Origin of the sequence: Streptomyces sp. NPDC048424 (assembly GCF_040651555.1) — a bacterium.
Classification (GTDB): domain Bacteria; phylum Actinomycetota; class Actinomycetes; order Streptomycetales; family Streptomycetaceae; genus Streptomyces.
In genome coordinates, this window is record NZ_JBEZKE010000015.1 from 72,692 (window position 1) to 88,796 (window position 16,105).

A 16,105-nucleotide genomic window follows, 5' to 3' on the forward strand; every position below is an offset into this window, starting at 1 on the left:
GGATGGTTCGGATGCGGAGCGGTGGCGCGCACGGGCGCCGGAGGTCAGGCGGAGCGGCGACGCGAGGCGACGCCGAAGGCGACCCCGCCGAGCCCGATGACGATGCCGGCGACGCCGAGGACGCGCGCGGTGGTGTCGGAGCCGTGCTCGGCGGCGGCCTCGTCGTGGCCGTGCCCGGCGTCCTTCTCCGCGTTCTTCGCCTCGTCGGCCTTGGCGTCGCTGTGGTGGTCGTCGCCCTTCGCGGCGGTCAGCTTCAGGACGGGAGCCGGGTTCTGCGGCTCCGCGGCACCTTCCTTGGCCTCCTCGATCCAGCGGACGACCTCGCCGTTGTCATAGGTCTGGATGGACTTGAAGACCATCTGGTCGGCGCTCTCGGGCAGCTTGCCGACGGAGACCGGGAACTGCTGGAACTTGCCGGGCTCGATCTTGCCGCCGGACCAGGTCACCTTGGTGACGACCTCGTTGACCTGCTTGCCGTGCACGGTCAGCGGCTTGTCGAGCTTGGTCTTCTCGACGTTGGACGTCCAGCCGGGGATGTCCTGCGGCATGACCGACGTGAGCGGCTGGTCGACCGGGAAGTTGACCTCGAGCTGAGTGGTCGACGCGTTGTCGCGCTCGTTCGGGACCTTGAAGTTGAGCGTCGCGTAGCCACCCTTGGCGGCCTCTCCGACGGGCTGCACGCCGACGTGCGCGAAGGCGGTACCGGACAGGACGAGGACGGAGCCGGCAGCGAGGGCGGCGGCGAAGGAGATGCGAGAGGTCTTCATGGCAGAAACACTCCACGGAAGCAGTGGTGACGGTGGCTCCGCGCACGGGCGCGCGCGGAGTTCGCGGCACCGGTGCTCCCACCGTGTGTCCCGGGGAGGAGGGTGCCGCGTCAGGCTGCGAGGGCGAGGGCCGTGGGCGGCCCGCGCCTGATCACCGTGTGCTGGAGTGCTTCCCGGCCGGTGTGGGCGGCCGGGTCGGACCCGGTGCGCAGGGCCCGCGGGAGTCGGCCGGGCGTGCCCGGAAGACCGGCGCCGAGGGCCCGTACGAAGGCCAGGGCGGCGCGCAGCGGGCGTACCGGGGCGGCGGCTTCGGCGGAGAGCCGGGACAGTTCCACGAGGCGGAAGAGGGCGGCGTCGCCGCGGCCGAGCAGCCAGCCGGCGGCGAGTGCGGCCAGCAGGTGGCCGAGCAGCATGGCGGGGCTGAACAGGCCCGTCGCCGGGCCGGTGGTGGCGGCCTGGGCCACGTGCGCGTGGGCGCCGTGTCCCTGCGCGGCGACCTGCCCGGCCTGCTGGGCCAGGGCGGCCGGGTCCAGGCCCGCGGCCTCCAGGATCTGCCGGGCGTCTGCCTGGCTGAGCGGTACGGAGTTGCCCCCGCAGACCAGCCGGGCGGCGAGCGCCGCGAGCGAGCTGTCGGAGGCGCCGGCCGGTGCCTGCGCGGCGACGGTGCTGTGCTGGCCGAGGCCGAACAGCGTGTGCAGGGCCAGTTGTCCGGTGGCGAGCGCGGCGGCGATGCCGGGCAGTGTGCGCCGGCGGCCGGCGAGCGCGGCCGAGACCGCGAAGACGGCGAGGAAGCCGATGCACAGGGACCACCAGGGCACGGTGGCGCAGGACGCCAGCGCGTGCCCGGCCGCGGACAGCACGACGCAGACCGCGGTGAACACCGCGGCCCGGATGAGCCGGAGGCCGGCTCCGGCGTGCGTCGCGTGGGGGTCAGACATGGCCGGGCCATCATCGCACTGCGCTTAGGGCGTCCATACGGCAGGTCCGGAAGGTCCACATGGTCCCCTCTGCGTAGACCGTCCGGCTCCGGCCCCGGGTGGGTGCGCGCCGGCGGGACGCATACACCGCTCCCCGGGAGAGCCGCATCGGCCGAACGAGGGCAATGCGGTCCCGGACGGCCGCAGGGCGCTTACGGCCCCCTGCGGGCGGCAATAGGTATCCGTATGAGCATCTGGTGGTCTCTCCACTTGAGGCGCGAAGCCGCGAGCGTGCCGCTCGCCAGGCGATTGCTGCTGGGGACTATGGAGACCGCGGGGGTGGACCCGGACATCTCCTTCGACCTCTCGGTGGCACTGAGCGAGGCGTGTGCGAACGCCGTGGAGCACGGCGGGGGCGGTGACCTTCCGGAAGAGACCGCGGCGTACCACGTCACGGCCTACCTGGACGGGGACCGCTGCCGCATCGAGGTGACCGATTCCGGTCCGGGGTTCCCGCCCGCCACGGAGCCCCGCCGCAGACCCTCCCTGGCCGAACACGGCCGGGGCCTCGACCTGATCGCCGAACTCGCGGACCACGTCCGTTTTCGCAACCGGCCGGGCCGCGGCGCGGTGGTGAGCTTCGACAAGATGCTGAAGTGGCGCGACGACGCGCTGCTGAAGGTCTCGTAGAGACGGCGATGGGCGGGACCCCGTACGGGGTCCCGCCCATCGAAGAGCACCGGCGCAGGCGTCAGCCCTTGAGGCGCGCCATCCAGGCCTCGACCTCGGTGGAGGTGCGGGGCAGCCCGGCCGACAGGTTCCGGTTGCCGTCCTCCGTGACGAGGATGTCGTCCTCGATGCGGACGCCGATGCCGCGGTACTCCTGCGGCACGGTCAGGTCGTCGGCCTGGAAGTAGAGACCCGGCTCGACGGTGAGGCACATGCCCGGCTCCAGCGTGCCGTCGACGTACGCCTCGGTGCGCGCGGCGGCGCAGTCGTGGACGTCCATGCCGAGCATGTGGCCGGTGCCGTGCAGGGTCCAGCGGCGCTGCAGGCCCAGCTCCAGGACGCGCTCGACCGGGCCCTCCAGCAGACCCCACTCGACGAGCTTCTCGGCCAGCACGTGCTGGGAGGCGTCGTGGAAGTCGCGGAACTTCGCGCCCGGCTTCACCGCGGCGATGCCGGCTTCCTGGGACGCGTAGACCGCGTCGTAGATCTTGCGCTGGATGTCGGTGTACGTGCCGTTGATCGGCAGCGTGCGCGTGACGTCGGCGGTGTAGAGGGAGTGCGTCTCCACACCGGCGTCGAGCAGCAGCAGGTCGCCGGAGCGGACGTCGCCGTCGTTGCGGACCCAGTGCAGGGTGCAGGCGTGCGGGCCGGCGGCGCAGATGGAGCCGTAGCCGACGTCGTTGCCCTCGACGCGGGCGCGCAGGAAGAAGGTGCCCTCGATGTAGCGCTCGGAGGTGGCCTCGGCCTTGTCCAGGACCTTCACGACGTCCTCGAAGCCGCGGACGGTGGAGTCGACGGCTTTCTGCAGCTCGCCGATCTCGAAGGCGTCCTTCACGGCGCGGGCCTCGGAGAGGTAGACGCGCAGCTCCTCGTCGCGCTCCTTGGTCACCTTGTCGGTGAGGGCGGACTCGATCACGGAGTCGTGGCCGCGGACGCACCGGACCGGGCCCTCGGCCTCGGTGAGGGCCTGGGCGAGCTCGCGCACGTCACTGGCGGGAATGCCCAGGAGCTGCTCGGCCTCGGTGAGGGAGTGGCGGCGGCCGACCCACAGCTCGCCCTGGCCGGACAGCCAGAACTCACCGTTCTCCCTGTCGGAGCGCGGCAGCAGGTAGATGGTGGCGGTGTGCCCGGCCGCCCCGGTGGGCTCCAGGACCAGGACGCCGTTCTCGGTCTGGTCACCGGTGAGGTACGCGTACTCGGTCGAGGCGCGGAAGGGGTACTCGGTGTCGTTCGAGCGGGTCTTCAGCCGGCCGGCGGGGACGACGAGGCGCTCACCGGGGAAGCGCGCGGACAGCGCGGCGCGGCGGTCGGCGGTGTGCCCGGCCTGGGCGATGGGCTCCAGTCCGTGCAGCTCGGTGTCGGCCCAGCCGGTGCGCATGCTCTCTGCGAGTTCGTCGCTGACGCCCGGGTACAGACCGTTCTTGCGCTGCTTGTGCGTCTTCTTGGGCTGCTCTTCTTCCGGGGTCTCCGGGGTGAGCTCGTCAGCCACGTCTTCTCCTCAGCTACGACGGTACGGACCTGGGTGTGGACCGCATCCATCGTATGCGTGTACGGAGAGAGCCGGTCCGTATCGTGCCGTCCGTCACGATACGGACCGTGGACCGCGAGCCGGCCGCACGCGCAGCGGCCCACCCGGAGCGGCCCACTCGTAACGCCTCACTCGCAACGCCTCACTCGAAACGGGCGGCGAGCAGCACGATGTCCTCGGGGGCGTCGGCCGGCTCCCCGTCGGGCAGCACGGTCCGCAGGATGTGCTCGCACAGGGCCGCGGGGTCCTCCCGGGCGCTGCGGGGCACGCCCGCGGCCGCCGCGTGCAGCCGCGCGTAGGCCCGGTCCATCGGGTCTCCGGTGTGGTGCAGCAGCCCGTCGGTGTAGAGCAGCACCGTTTCTCCGGGTGCGGGTTCGATCTCCACGCTCGGCGCCTCCCAGCAGGAGAGCATGCCCAGCGGAGCGGAGAGCGAGGTCTCCACGTACTCGGTGCGGTGCTCGCCGATGAGGAGCGGCGGGGTGTGCCCGGCACCGGCCAGGATGATCTTGTGGCCCTGGCCGTCGGAGTGCGGGCCCCCGGCCGGTTCGCAGTAGGCGAAGAGCGCGGTGGCCGAGCGCGCCGGCTCCGTGAGGCGCATCAGCAGCTCCAGGTCGGACAGGACCGCCACCGGGTCCTCGCCCTCCATGACGGCGTAGGCGCGCAGCGATGCGCGCAGCCTCCCCATGGCGGCGACGGCGCTCGGCCCCGATCCGGTCACGGAGCCGACGGCCAGCCCGAGCGCGCCCTCGGGCAGCGGCAGGGCGTCGTACCAGTCGCCCCCGCCGCGCGGACCCGTGTGGTGGCGGGCCGCGAGCTGCACCCCGGGGATCCGGGGGAGCCGGCTGGGCAGCAGCTCCTCGGCGACGGTAGCCAGGCGCGAGCGCGAGCGCTCCACCTCCAGCATCCGGGCCAGGTGCTCGGCGGCGTGCCGGACGTACAGCCCGGCGAGGTCGCGCTGGCGGTCGCTCGGCTCGGCCTGTTCGTCGTAGAGCCAGACGGCGGCGCCGAGCCGGCCGGTGGCTTCGGCGGTGAGCGGGAGCGCGTAGCTGGCGGCGTAGCCGAGACGGGCCGCGACCTCGCGGTGACGGGGGTCGACGGGGGCGGCGAAGCCCCCGGTCCCGGGGGGCTCGCCCGGTTCGGGGAGGACCTCGGAGCCGCCGTGGGCGTCGGGGAGTCCGTCGAGGATCCGGCCGTACGAGGTCGCGCTGCGCGGCACTGTCTCGATGTGGCCGAGTTCGGCGTGGCCGAGACCGAGGCCGATCGTGCTGGTGGGGCCGAGCCCGTCCGAGGGCTCCAGGACGATCAGTCCGCGGCGGGCGCCGACGAGTGCGGCTCCCGCGCGCAGGAACTCGTGGAGGGAGGCGTCGAGGTCACAGGTGCGGGCCAGCCGCTCGGTGAGCTCGTGCAAGGTGGTGAGATCCGAGACCATGCCCGCCAGCCGGTCCTGGATGACGCTGCCCGGGCCGGGCGGCGGGGCCGGTGCGGGGGTGGTGCGGGCGGACGCGATTGCCGCAGTGTGCGGTGACGCGGTAACTGCTGGATCGATTCCAGCCACTTTCGGCAGATGCGGGGCGCTCATGGCGTCCGCCTTTCCACCTGGTGCGATTCGCCATATAGCATCGCAAACCCCCAGATCGTGCTGCGCCGCCATCAAGGAATCCACATCTACACGCAGACGTGGATGCATGTCCAGCATTGCCCAGGTGGGAATCCTGGTGTCCGTGGTACGGCAACTCACGGTCGAGCCAAGGCTAGAACTTGGCCGGAAAAAGCTGGAAGCGGTCGGTTTTTGAGGTCGACTGGGCGGGCGCCACAGGGGGCTCGGGTACGTATTCGGTGGCGCCCGGGGCGAGTTGGTGCCGTCGGGAACCGATGGGAACCACCCGGCACGGGTCGTCGTCCTTAGCGGCGGCAGCCGGTCTCGGCCGCCGGCGCGGGTCGCGCTCCGCCCCCGCCGGACGTTTGATGGACCCGTAAGAAAACTGCACGAACCGTGTGAACCTGCTTCTGGCGGACAGTGACGCGAAACCTGTACGTGTGGTGAGACACCGGTTACATGGTGTGATGTGGCCCTCGACGTTCAACGGAAAGGAACGAGCGCTCATGCGCGAGATCCTCGGAAGGCGTCTCCAGCGGCTCCGCGATCGCTTTCAATCCCTGCGCCCCGATACGGGACAGGGCGGCACCGCGTCCGCTCTCCTCGATGCGGCGCTCGTCTGCACCACCACGTGGCAGTGGCCCGTCCTGCCCGGTGTCGGCCGGTCGGCCACCGACGGCTCGCGGTGCGCCTGCCCCGATCCCGACTGCGTCGTCCCCGGCGCCCACCCCTTCGACCCCGGACTGCTCGCCGCCACCACCGACCCCCGGATGGTGGCCTGGTGGTGGACCAACCGGCCCACGGCCCCCGTTCTGATGGCCACCGGCGGGACCGCACCGTGCGCGGTGAGCCTGCCGGCCGGCGCGGCCGCACGGGCCCTCGTACGACTGGACGCGCAGGGCATGCGGCTCGGTCCGGTCGTGGCCACCCCCACCCGCTGGTCGCTCCTGGTGGCGCCGTATTCGCTGGAGCGGCTCGGCGAACTCCTCTACGCGAAGGACCACGTGCCCTCCTCGCTGCGCTTCCACGGCGAGGGCGGCTACCTGTTGCTGCCGCCGTCCGCCGCGTCCAGTGGTGGCCAGGTGCGCTGGGAACGGGAGCCGCAGTCCTGGCCCCAGCCCCAGCCCCAGTCCCGGCAGCGGAGGCAACAACGGTGGGCGCGGCAGCACTCACCGGTGGAGGAGCAGCCGCAGGGCGCGGTGAAGCTCTGGCTGCCCGACGTCGAGGCGGTCGTGGACGCGCTGGTCGAGGCGAGCAGCGGCGCACCGGGCGGCGGCAGCAGGCTCGCGTACTGACCCGCAGGGCGTCGTCGGATCACTCGTACGGGTGCCAGCGGGACGAGTTTCGCGGGGAATTGGGCGCGGGGATCTCCGTGCCCCATTCCCGCGTCGCTATCTTCGGCGAATGAATCTCCGCCTGATCGGTATCGGCGCCGGTGTGCTGATCATCTTGTCGCTCCCGCTCGCCGGAGCGATCGCCGGGCCGGATTTCGCCGGTCAGGATGACGGAAAGGGCGGCGGCCTGTTCTCGGCGCTCGGGCTTTCGGACTCTTCCCGCACCTCCCCCACGGCCCCCGAACGGCCCGCGGGAGGGGTGGTGGAGCCCGGGAAGCCGGGGCCGGCCGAGCAGCCCCGTACCGATTCCCGCTGCGGTCCCGAAGTGTCCTCGCCGCACGGCGTGGAGGCGCAGACCTGCGTGCTGATCGGTGAGGGCCGTACGTGGGGCCGGAGTTACTACAGGAACACGAGTGGGCGCGCGCTGGATGCCGTGCTGACGATGATGGGTCCGGCCGGGCGCACGGTGCAGATCCGGTGCGCGGTCGGCGCGGGCGACGAGCCGGGCCTGTGCGAGACGCCCAAGGAGGACTCGGCCGGAGATCCGGACAGTTACTCGGCCGTAGCGGAGTTTGCAGTTCCGGATGATGAAGGGGAGCTGCTGCTGCGGTCCGGGAGCAACTCATCCGTACCGGGTGACGGTTGAGTACCGCCGGAAATGGAAGGGCCCGGTCGCTGGCGACGGGGGATGCACCAGCGACCGGGCTACAAGAACGGTAACAAGAGATCGCCTGTTCGCAAATTCGATCTCTGATATTCAGACACCGATTTGCAGACGATTAGCGGGAGTTGTGACTCCGGTCACCGGCTCCACGCGTGCGCGCGGTCAGCTGAGGGTCACCTGGCGGTTGGTGAGTCCGCCGCGTGCCCGGCGCTCCTCCGTGGTCAGCGGGGCGTCCGTGGCCAGAGCCCCGGCCAGCCGCTCCGCGAGCTCCGCCGCGGGCTTCTCGACGTCGTCGGCCGTGACCCCGGTGGGCAGGTCCCAGACGGGGACCATGAGGCCGTGCGCACGGAAGGAGCCGACGAGCTTCGTGCCCTCGCCGAGCGAGGACGTGCCGGCCGCGTGCAGGCGTGCGAGGGCGTCGAGCAGCTTCTCCTCGGGGTGCGGCATGACCCAACGCAGGTGGTTCTTGTCCGGCGTCTCGCACCAGTAGGCCGCGTCCACGCCGGTCAGCTTGACGGTGGGAATGGCGGCCGCGTTGGCGCGCTCCAGCGAGGCGGCGATCTCCGGGGAGGCGTTCTGAGCGCTCTCGGATTCCGGAATCCAGAATTCGAAGCCGCTGTGCACAACCGGCTCGAAACCGCCGTCCGCGTCCAGGAGATCCTGAAGTCGGGGACCCTCGGCGGGAACCCGGCGGGCAGCGACCGGAGTACCGGGCTCCGCTACGAGCGCGCGCTCCAGGGTGTCGGCCAGGTCGCGGCCGAGGTCCCCGCTGGACGACTCGTTCTGCAGGCCGAGGAGGACGGACCCGTCCTCGCGGCGCAGTGCCGGCCAGGCCATGGGCAGTACGGTCACCAGGGTGACGGAGGGGACGCCCTCGGGCAGACCGCCCTTGAGGGTCAGCGGGACGGTGGCGGCGGGCACCAGCTCGCGCAGCGCGACCCAGTCGCACTCGCCCGGCAGACCCCCGAACGGGCGGCGCACGTGCTCGGTGACGGCGTGTGCGGCGGCCGCGCCGTGGCAGGCCTTGTAGCGGCGCCCGGATCCGCAGGGGCAGGGCTCGCGCGCGCCCACAACGGGGATCTCACCGTTGTTGAGCTGCGGCTTTGCAGTCTTGGCTGCGGGGCGCTTCTTGGCCATCGTGCGTGTCTCCCGGTTGCGGCGGTACGGCGTCGTGTCTGGGCGCGAGCCTAGCCGTTCGTACCGCCGGAACCGGTGGGGTGCGGCCGGGAGCACGGTCGGCGTGCGCTCCCGGACGGCCGCCTGTACGGATGACCGGTACTGCTGTTCTGTTCGCTGAGCTTTCCGCTGTTCTGTTCGCTGTGCTTCCGCTGTGCCTTTGCCGTGCTTTTCGCGTGCTGCGGGGCTGTGTGCTGTCAGGGATCCCGCGGTCAGGGATCCAGGTCGTCGAACGCCGTGCTGAAGTCGATCGCCGGGGGCGCAACGCGCGTAGCGAAATCCTCGTGCCGGGGCCCACAGGCAACGACCACCCACACGGTGACCTCGCCCGCCGCTCCGTCCCGGACACCCCAGTCCTGGGCAAGGGCGCTGATGATGTTCAGCCCCCGGCCGCCGCGCGCGGTGACCGAGGGCGTGGCAGGAACAGGGCGGGTGGGACCGCCCCCGTCCGTGACCTCGACCGTCAGCCGCCCCGCTCTGTCGACGCGCCATGCGGCGCGTATTTCCCCGTCCCCGACTTCCCGTGTGCCCAAGGGCCTGCCGTGTCGACAGGCGTTGCTGAGCAGTTCGGAAAGGATCAGTACGGCATCGTCCACGACCGATTCGGGCACACCGCTGATACGCAGTTGTTCGCGCATCCGGTGTCTCGCCTCGCCCACGCCCGCAGGACCATGGCGTACGTCCATGCACGACGACGTGGGCACTTCTTGTGCCACCACCAACGCCACCCCCGGAACCTCCTTAGCCCCACGCATGGTCTGGATGCCCCAATGGCCTGGACCGGAAACCGCCGAAGCGGGCCGCTCTGACGCATTCATGCCGAACGAATGCGGAGCGGATGCGCCGGAGCACACCCTGTTACTTGCGGGTCGGGGGTGACGGGTGTGCAAAACGGGACGTCAGCGCCCCAGTTGGGACAGAACTTGACGGGGTCTGTTCGTGATGATCGCTTCCACACCCAGATCAGCGCAGAGCTGAACGTCTTCCGGCTCGTTCACTGTCCATACGTGCACGGAGTGGCCCGCGTCCTGGAGCTTGCGGATGTAGGTGGGGTGGTTGCGCACGATCCGCATGCCGGGACCGGCGATCGTCACCCCCGCCGGCAGTCGCCCGTCCCGCATCCGGGGCGAGATGAACTGCATCAGGTACACGGTCGGGATCGTCGGGGCCGTCGCCCGCACCCGGTGCAGGGAGCGTGCGGAGAAGCTCATGACGCGGACCGGGTGCGGCCCCCCGGCGGGCGGGGCGTCCAGTCCGAAGCGCTTGAGGAGGAAGAGGAGGCGCTCCTCCACCTGTCCGGCCCAGCGGGTCGGGTGCTTCGTCTCGATCGCGAGCTGCACCGGCCGGCCGGCGTCGGAGACGAGCTCCAGCAGGCGCTCCAAGGTCAGGACGGAGGTCCGTTCGGGGTCCGCGTCCCAGTCGGGGGACTCCTCGCGGTCCTTCCAGGAGCCGAAGTCGAGGGCGGCGAGATCGGCCAGCTCCAGGGCCGAGACGGCGCCGCGGCCGTTCGAGGTGCGGTTCACCCGGCGGTCGTGGACCAGGACCAGGTGTCCGTCGGCGGTGAGCCGGACATCGCATTCGAGGCCGTCGGCGCCGTCCTCGATCGCCTTGCGATAGGCGGCCAGGGTGTGCTCGGGGGCATCCTCCGAAGCGCCGCGGTGGGCGACGACCTGGATGGTGCGAGGCATTGCGTGGGTCACCGGGTCATCGTGCCACCGCGAGGGCCACCGGCGTCGAGGTCCATCCTGTGGATCCGTCCGAAATGTCGGATATAAAGAATGGGGAGAGATGCACAGGTCCGGCTTACAGTGCTCTGACGGGTCATGGGAAAGGCTTTGCCCAGGAACTTGTGCGGCACGTCGAACGTTCAGTCGGACCGATCGCCAGAGATTTTTCGAAGCCGTGTGTGACGAGGAGAGAGCGCTGTGAGCACCGAGAACGAGGGCACCGCGGCCCCCACACCCCCCGCGGCCCCGTCCGTACCCCCTGCTCCGGCCTCCGAGACGCAGGCGGCCGGACCCGCGCCCGCTCCGCAGCCGGCCGACGCCGCACCGCAGGCCGCACCGCAGGCCGCGGCGCCCGCCCCGGCGCCCGCGTACGCGGCCGCCGAGCCGGCGACCCAGCAGCTGCCGCCGACGCCCGCACCGGGCACGGAGCACACCCAGCAGATCCCGCCCACCCCGGCGGCCCCGGCCTACGGCCAGGCTCCCGCCCCGGCCGCGCACGGAGCCGAGGGCTGGCCGCCCCCGCCGCCCACCGTGCCGGCGTACGGCGGCGGTGGCCACGGCGGCGCCTGGGGCGTTCCCCTGACCGCCGACGGCTCCCCCGCGCCCAAGCCGAAGGGCAAGGGCGGCCTGATCGCGGCCGTGCTCGTGGCTGCCCTTCTCGCGGGCGGCATCGGCGGCAGCGTGGGCTACTGGGCCGCCGAGCGCAGCAACAACGGCACCGGCTCGACCACGATCAGCGCGACCAACACCCCCAAGGACCTCAAGCGCGAGGCCGGCTCCATCGCCGGCCTGGCCGCGGGCGCACTGCCCAGCGTGGTCACCATCGAGGCCTCGGCCGGCGACGGCGAGGGCGGCACCGGCACCGGGTTCGTCTACGACCAGCAGGGCCACATCCTCACCAACAACCACGTGGTGGCCTCCGCCGCGAACGGCGGCAAGCTCTTCGCGACCTTCTCCGACGGCAAGAAGTACGACGCCGAGGTGGTGGGCCGCGCCCAGGGCTACGACGTCGCGGTCCTCAAGCTGAAGAACCCGCCGGCCGGCCTCAAGCCGCTGCCGCTCGGCGACTCCGACAAGGTCGCGGTCGGCGACTCGACCATCGCGATCGGCGCCCCCTTCGGCCTGTCCAACACGGTCACCACCGGCATCGTCAGCGCCAAGAACCGCCCGGTCGCCTCCGGAGACGGCAGCGGCAGCAAGAACTCGTACATGAGCGCGCTCCAGACGGACGCCTCGATCAACCCGGGCAACTCCGGCGGCCCGCTGCTCGACGGCCGCGGCGCGGTCATCGGCATCAACTCCGCGATCCAGTCGGCCGGCAACGGCGGCTTCGGCGGCGGCCAGGCCGGTTCCATCGGCCTCGGCTTCGCCATCCCGATCAACCAGGCGAAGAACGTCGCCGAATCGCTGATCAAGACGGGCAAGCCGGTCTACCCGGTGATCTCGGTCTCCGTGGACCTCCAGGCCAAGGCGGAGGGCGCCAAGATCTCCGAGCAGGGCGCGGCGGCCAACGAGCTCGTCGACCCCAACGGCCCGGCCGGCAAGGCCGGTCTGAAGCCCGGCGACATCATCACCGAATTCGGCGGCAAGCCCGTCGACAGCGGCCCGAGCCTGATCAGCATGATCTGGACGTACAAGCCCGGCGACACCGTGAAGCTGACCTACCTGCGCAGCGGCAAGCCGACCACGGTCGACATCACGCTCGGCTCGCGGGTCGGCGACAAGTAGCACCACAGGCCACGGCGGTGGCCCGATGAAGAGGGGGCCGTAGGCGGAATCTGCCTACGGCCCCCTCCAACGTCCGCTTATGCTTCGTTGGTGTTCGATTCTCGGCACATACGGACCTTTCACGCGGTGGTCGCCTCCGGGTCGTACTCGGCCGCCGCCCGCGTACTGGGGTACACCCAGCCCGCCATCACCCAGCAGATGAAGGCGCTCGAACGCGCCGTCGGCACCCCGCTGTTCACCCGCGTGGGCCGCAAGATGCAGCTCACCGAGGCCGGGGAGTCGCTCTCCCGGCACGCCGAGACCATCCTCGGCAACCTCTCCGCCGCCGAGGCCCAGCTGAGGGCGTACGCCCGCCTGCGCACCGGCCGGGTCAGGCTGTGCGGCTTCCCCAGCGCCAACGTCACTCTCGTCCCGGAGGCCCTGAGCGGCCTGGCCAAGGACCATCCGGGCGTACAGGTGGAGCTGCTGGAGGGCGAGCCGCCGGAATCCCTGCGCCGGCTGGAGCGCGGGGAGTGCGACATCACCCTGGCCTTCACCTATCCGGGCCTGCACGAGGAGATCCCGGAGGAGGTCGCCGAGGTAAGGCTGCTGGAGGACCAGCTGACGGTGCTGCTCCCGACCGGGCATCCGCTGGCCCGCCGCCGCGCCGTGCACCTGGCCGACCTCGCCGAGGAACGCTGGATCGCCGGCTGTCCGCGCTGCCGGGCGAACCTGCTGCACGAGTGCGCGGAGCTGGGCTTCGTGCCCGACATCCGCTTCGCGACCGACGACAACCTGGTGGTGCAGAGCCTGGTCGCGCAGGGCCTGGGGGTCGCGATGATGCCCGCGCTCGTACTGCCCTCCCTCTCGCTGAACCGCGTCTGCGGGCGGGCGCTCCAGCCCGCCGCCCGCCGGCACATCGCCGCCTACGTCTACCGGGACCACCTGCGGATTCCGGCGACGGCCGTGGTGCTCGACGCACTGAAGCAGGTGGCGGCGAATCGGATCGGCTGCTGATCAACCCATAAGCGGTGCTTGGGATTTCAGGTCATAACTGTCGTTGGACGTGATGGAACGACGGCAGCACGCTGCCGATATGACCACCACCACACCGGCCCGCACCACCACGAGGATGGCCGCCCTCGTCAGTGAGATCCGCACGGTCGTGGAACGGGGCCTGGCTCCCGACCTCACCGCGTACCTGGTGGGTGAAAAGCTCGCCCCGCACCTGGGCGCGCCCGACCTCCTGGCGCCGGCGCAGCAGGAAGGCGACCCGGAGCGGTACCGCCAGCACATCCTGCACGCGGAGTCGGACGGCAGCTTCTCGGTGGTGGCCCTGGTGTGGCTGCCCGGGCAGGAGACCTGCATCCACGACCACGTGTCGTGGTGCGTGGCGGGGGTGCACCAGGGCGAGGAGAGCGAACGCCGCTTCCGTCTGGCGCCGGGTGTCGGCCCGGCCCGCCTGGTGGCCACCGAGGACGTGGTCAACGCCCAGGGGGAAGTCTGTGGCTTCGCTCCCCCCGGAGACATTCACAAGGTGCGCAACTCCTGTGACACCAAGGCGATATCCGTGCACGTCTACGGCGCCGACGTGTCCCGGCTGGGCACCAGCATCCGCCGCGTCTACACACTCCCCGTCGACTGATGGCCCTCCTCCACCGCCCGCACGGCGCGGCGGTCCGGCATGTTTCACGTGAAACATCCACTCCCTGGCCCGGATTGGCGATGGCTGCGGGCGGGGCGCTGACCGCATGGTGCATCCACCGCATCGTGCCCGCCGTACCCATGCTGACCGCCTCGGTGGTGCTGGGCATCGCGGTGGCGCACCTCCCCGGTCTGCGCACCTTCGTACGGAGAACCGCGCGCCCCGGCCTGTCCCTGGCCGGCCGGCGGCTGATGCGCATCGGCATCGTCCTGCTGGGCCTCGGCCTGGGGCTGGACCAGGTGCTCCGGCTGGGCTGGGCCACGGTGGCGATGGTGGTGGCGGTGGTCGCGGCCACCTTCTTCGGGACCGTCTGGCTCGGGCGGCGCCTCGGGCTCCCGGGCGATCAGCCTTTGTTGATCGCCACCGGGTACTCGATCTGCGGGGCCTCGGCGATCGGGGCGGTGAGCGAGGTGTCGGGCAGCGACGAGGAGGACGTGGCCGCATCGGTGGCACTGGTCACCCTGTGCGGGACCCTCGCCATCGCGGTACTCCCCCTCCTCCAGGGCCCGTTGGGGCTCTCCGACCCGGCCTTCGGCCGATGGGTCGGCGCCGGCGTCCACGACGTCGGCCAGGTGGTGGCGACCGCGCAGACCGCGGGCCCGGACGCCTTGGGCGAGGCGGTGCTGGTCAAGCTCATGCGGGTGGCCCTGCTCGCCCCGCTGGTGGCGGCCGTGGCCTTCTCCGTACGGGCCCGGCGGCGCGGGGTACGCACGGCCTCGGGCCGCCGCCCCGCCCCGGTTCCGCTGTTCGTGGCCGGCTTCCTGGCCGCGGCCGCACTGCGCGCCACCGGCGCACTGCCCGACGTGGCGCTGGAGTGGGCGCACACCGCGCAGGAGGCACTGCTGGCGGCTGCCCTGTTCGGCCTGGGGAGCGCCGTGCACCTGCCGACGCTGGCCCGGACCGGGGGACGGGCGGCGGCGCTGGGACTCGGGGCGTGGGTGGTGGTGGCCGGCGTCTCGTACGCGGGCGTGATGCTCACCGTATGACGGCGCAACGGCAGGGAGTTGGCCATTTCCTGGCCGGAACCGACCGAACGTTCTGACTGGCCCCTGACATTGACGCGCGGCCGTGCCACTCTGCCCCGGCAAGGCCGCACCATGCACAGCCGATCCGCACCGACCGCTCTTCACCCCCACCCTGCCCGGCTTCCACCGGACCGGGCACGGCAGAAGGAGTCATGCGTGAATCGTCATCGCACGGCCTTATCCGTCCTGCTCTCCGCGGGCGCCCTGGTCGCGGGCGTCCTGACGGCGGCCACCCCCTCGGTCGCGGCGGACGCCCCCGCGTCCTTCCGGCAGCAGCACACCTCCGGCTTCTGGACCGCCGAGCGGATGCGGAGCGCCACCCCGCTCGACGTGACGGCGGCCCCGGGCACCGGCCGCACCGCGGTCGCCACCGCGGCGGCGCCCACCAGGATCGCCCCGACGGCTGCCGCGTCCCCCACGGCCTTCCCGCAGGCGGGCGGCGCGTGGACGGGCGGCGGCGCGGTCGTGAAGACCTCGGGCCGCGTCTTCTTCACGATGGGTGACCGGACCGCCTCCTGCTCCGGGGACTCGGTGACCAGCGCCAACGGCAGCACGGTCATCACGGCCGGCCACTGCGTGAAGTACCAGGGCGCCTGGCACACGAACTGGGTCTTCGTCCCCGCCTACAACAACGGCTCCGCGCCCTACGGTCAGTGGTCGGCCACCAAGACCTTCGCCACCGACCAGTGGGCGGCGAGCGAGGACATGAACATGGACGTCGGCCTGGCCGTGGTCGCCCCTCTGAACGGGCAGACCCTCAGCCAGGCCGTCGGCGCCCAGGGCATCCTCTTCAACGGCGGCTACAACAAGAAGATGTACTCCTTCGGCTTCCCCGCGGCCGCCCCGTACGACGGCACGAAGCTCGTCTACTGCAGCGGCAACAGCGGGAAGGACTTCCTGCTGACCCGGGACCACAGCCTGGCCTGCAACATGACCGGCGGCTCCAGCGGCGGCCCCTGGTTCCAGGACTTCAACGAGGCCACGGGCCTGGGCACCCAGGTCTCGGTGAACAGCTTCGGCTACACCTTCCTGCCGAACCGGATGTACGGCCCCTACTTCGGCAACGAGGCGAAGGCGGCCTACGACAAGGCCCAGACGTCCTGACACGGTGTGGGGAGCCCGGCAGAGCCCCGCTCACCTGCGTGCGAGCAGGGCTCCCCACCTGGCAAGTGGCAACGGCGGATCAACCGAGCCGCGAGCAGCCCCGCCAGCCGGTACTCTGTACCCGC

14 protein-coding genes and 1 pseudogene are annotated in these 16,105 nt (G+C 71.6%); 8 read left to right on the plus strand and 7 right to left on the minus strand.

From position 1 onward, the window contains the following. Positions 1-44: 44 nt before the first annotated feature. Complete coding sequence (locus AB0D29_RS22050) at positions 45-767, minus strand: YcnI family protein (protein WP_362856444.1); 723 nt, start codon at positions 765-767, stop codon at positions 45-47. A 110-nt stretch (positions 768-877) separates the two neighbouring features. Beyond that, positions 878-1,705 (minus strand): hypothetical protein, encoded by an 828-nt coding sequence (locus tag AB0D29_RS22055; RefSeq protein ID WP_362856445.1) that lies wholly within the window; start codon positions 1,703-1,705, stop codon positions 878-880. A gap of 225 nt (positions 1,706-1,930) precedes the next feature. Between AB0D29_RS22055 and AB0D29_RS22060 the strand changes: the two genes are divergently transcribed. Beyond that, on the plus strand, positions 1,931-2,374 hold the full coding sequence (locus AB0D29_RS22060; protein WP_351287916.1) for an ATP-binding protein: 444 nt from the start codon (positions 1,931-1,933) through the stop codon (positions 2,372-2,374). 61 nt (positions 2,375-2,435) lie between these two features. Here the strand turns inward: AB0D29_RS22060 and AB0D29_RS22065 are convergent, their stop codons facing one another. After that, the gene (locus AB0D29_RS22065) at positions 2,436-3,902 is read right to left on the minus strand and encodes an aminopeptidase P family protein (RefSeq protein WP_362856446.1); all 1,467 of its coding nucleotides are present in this window, start codon (positions 3,900-3,902) and stop codon (positions 2,436-2,438) included. Between the two features lie 181 nt (positions 3,903-4,083). Beyond that, a complete protein-coding gene (locus AB0D29_RS22070; RefSeq protein WP_362856447.1) occupies positions 4,084-5,637 on the minus strand; it encodes a PP2C family protein-serine/threonine phosphatase in 1,554 nt (517 codons plus the stop codon). Between the two features lie 407 nt (positions 5,638-6,044). On the opposite strand from AB0D29_RS22070, the gene AB0D29_RS22075 reads away from it, so the two are divergent. Then, the gene (locus tag AB0D29_RS22075) at positions 6,045-6,833 is read left to right on the plus strand and encodes a bifunctional DNA primase/polymerase (RefSeq protein WP_362856448.1); all 789 of its coding nucleotides are present in this window, start codon (positions 6,045-6,047) and stop codon (positions 6,831-6,833) included. Between the two features lie 109 nt (positions 6,834-6,942). Next, positions 6,943-7,518: a hypothetical protein gene (locus AB0D29_RS22080; protein WP_362856449.1), complete on the plus strand. Its 576-nt coding sequence runs from the start codon at positions 6,943-6,945 to the stop codon at positions 7,516-7,518. A 180-nt stretch (positions 7,519-7,698) separates the two neighbouring features. On the opposite strand, the gene AB0D29_RS22085 is transcribed toward AB0D29_RS22080, so the two are convergent. From AB0D29_RS22085 to AB0D29_RS22095, 3 genes and pseudogenes are all read right to left on the minus strand, one after another. Continuing rightward, the gene (locus AB0D29_RS22085) at positions 7,699-8,673 is read right to left on the minus strand and encodes a DUF5926 family protein (RefSeq protein ID WP_362856450.1); all 975 of its coding nucleotides are present in this window, start codon (positions 8,671-8,673) and stop codon (positions 7,699-7,701) included. A 251-nt stretch (positions 8,674-8,924) separates the two neighbouring features. Continuing rightward, a pseudogene (locus AB0D29_RS22090) lies at positions 8,925-9,526 on the minus strand (ATP-binding protein). Between the two features lie 85 nt (positions 9,527-9,611). Next, the gene (locus tag AB0D29_RS22095) at positions 9,612-10,400 is read right to left on the minus strand and encodes a glycerophosphodiester phosphodiesterase (protein WP_351287987.1); all 789 of its coding nucleotides are present in this window, start codon (positions 10,398-10,400) and stop codon (positions 9,612-9,614) included. Between the two features lie 237 nt (positions 10,401-10,637). Here AB0D29_RS22095 and AB0D29_RS22100 point away from each other — a divergent pair, with 237 nt between their 5' ends. The 5 genes from AB0D29_RS22100 to AB0D29_RS22120 all read left to right on the plus strand — a co-directional run bounded on the left by AB0D29_RS22100 (position 10,638) and on the right by AB0D29_RS22120 (position 15,980). Beyond that, complete coding sequence (locus tag AB0D29_RS22100; protein ID WP_362856451.1) at positions 10,638-12,167, plus strand: trypsin-like peptidase domain-containing protein; 1,530 nt, start codon at positions 10,638-10,640, stop codon at positions 12,165-12,167. A gap of 90 nt (positions 12,168-12,257) precedes the next feature. Continuing rightward, on the plus strand, positions 12,258-13,163 hold the full coding sequence (locus AB0D29_RS22105; protein WP_362856452.1) for a LysR family transcriptional regulator: 906 nt from the start codon (positions 12,258-12,260) through the stop codon (positions 13,161-13,163). Positions 13,164-13,242: 79 nt separating this feature from the next. Beyond that, positions 13,243-13,791, plus strand: coding sequence for a cysteine dioxygenase family protein (locus tag AB0D29_RS22110; protein ID WP_362856453.1), 549 nt, complete (start codon positions 13,243-13,245; stop codon positions 13,789-13,791). A gap of 80 nt (positions 13,792-13,871) precedes the next feature. Continuing rightward, positions 13,872-14,837 (plus strand): putative sulfate exporter family transporter, encoded by a 966-nt coding sequence (locus AB0D29_RS22115; RefSeq protein ID WP_362856455.1) that lies wholly within the window; start codon positions 13,872-13,874, stop codon positions 14,835-14,837. Between the two features lie 195 nt (positions 14,838-15,032). Further along, positions 15,033-15,980, plus strand: a complete 948-nt coding sequence (locus AB0D29_RS22120) for a peptidase (protein WP_362856456.1) — start codon at positions 15,033-15,035, stop codon at positions 15,978-15,980. Positions 15,981-16,105: the final 125 nt, after the last annotated feature.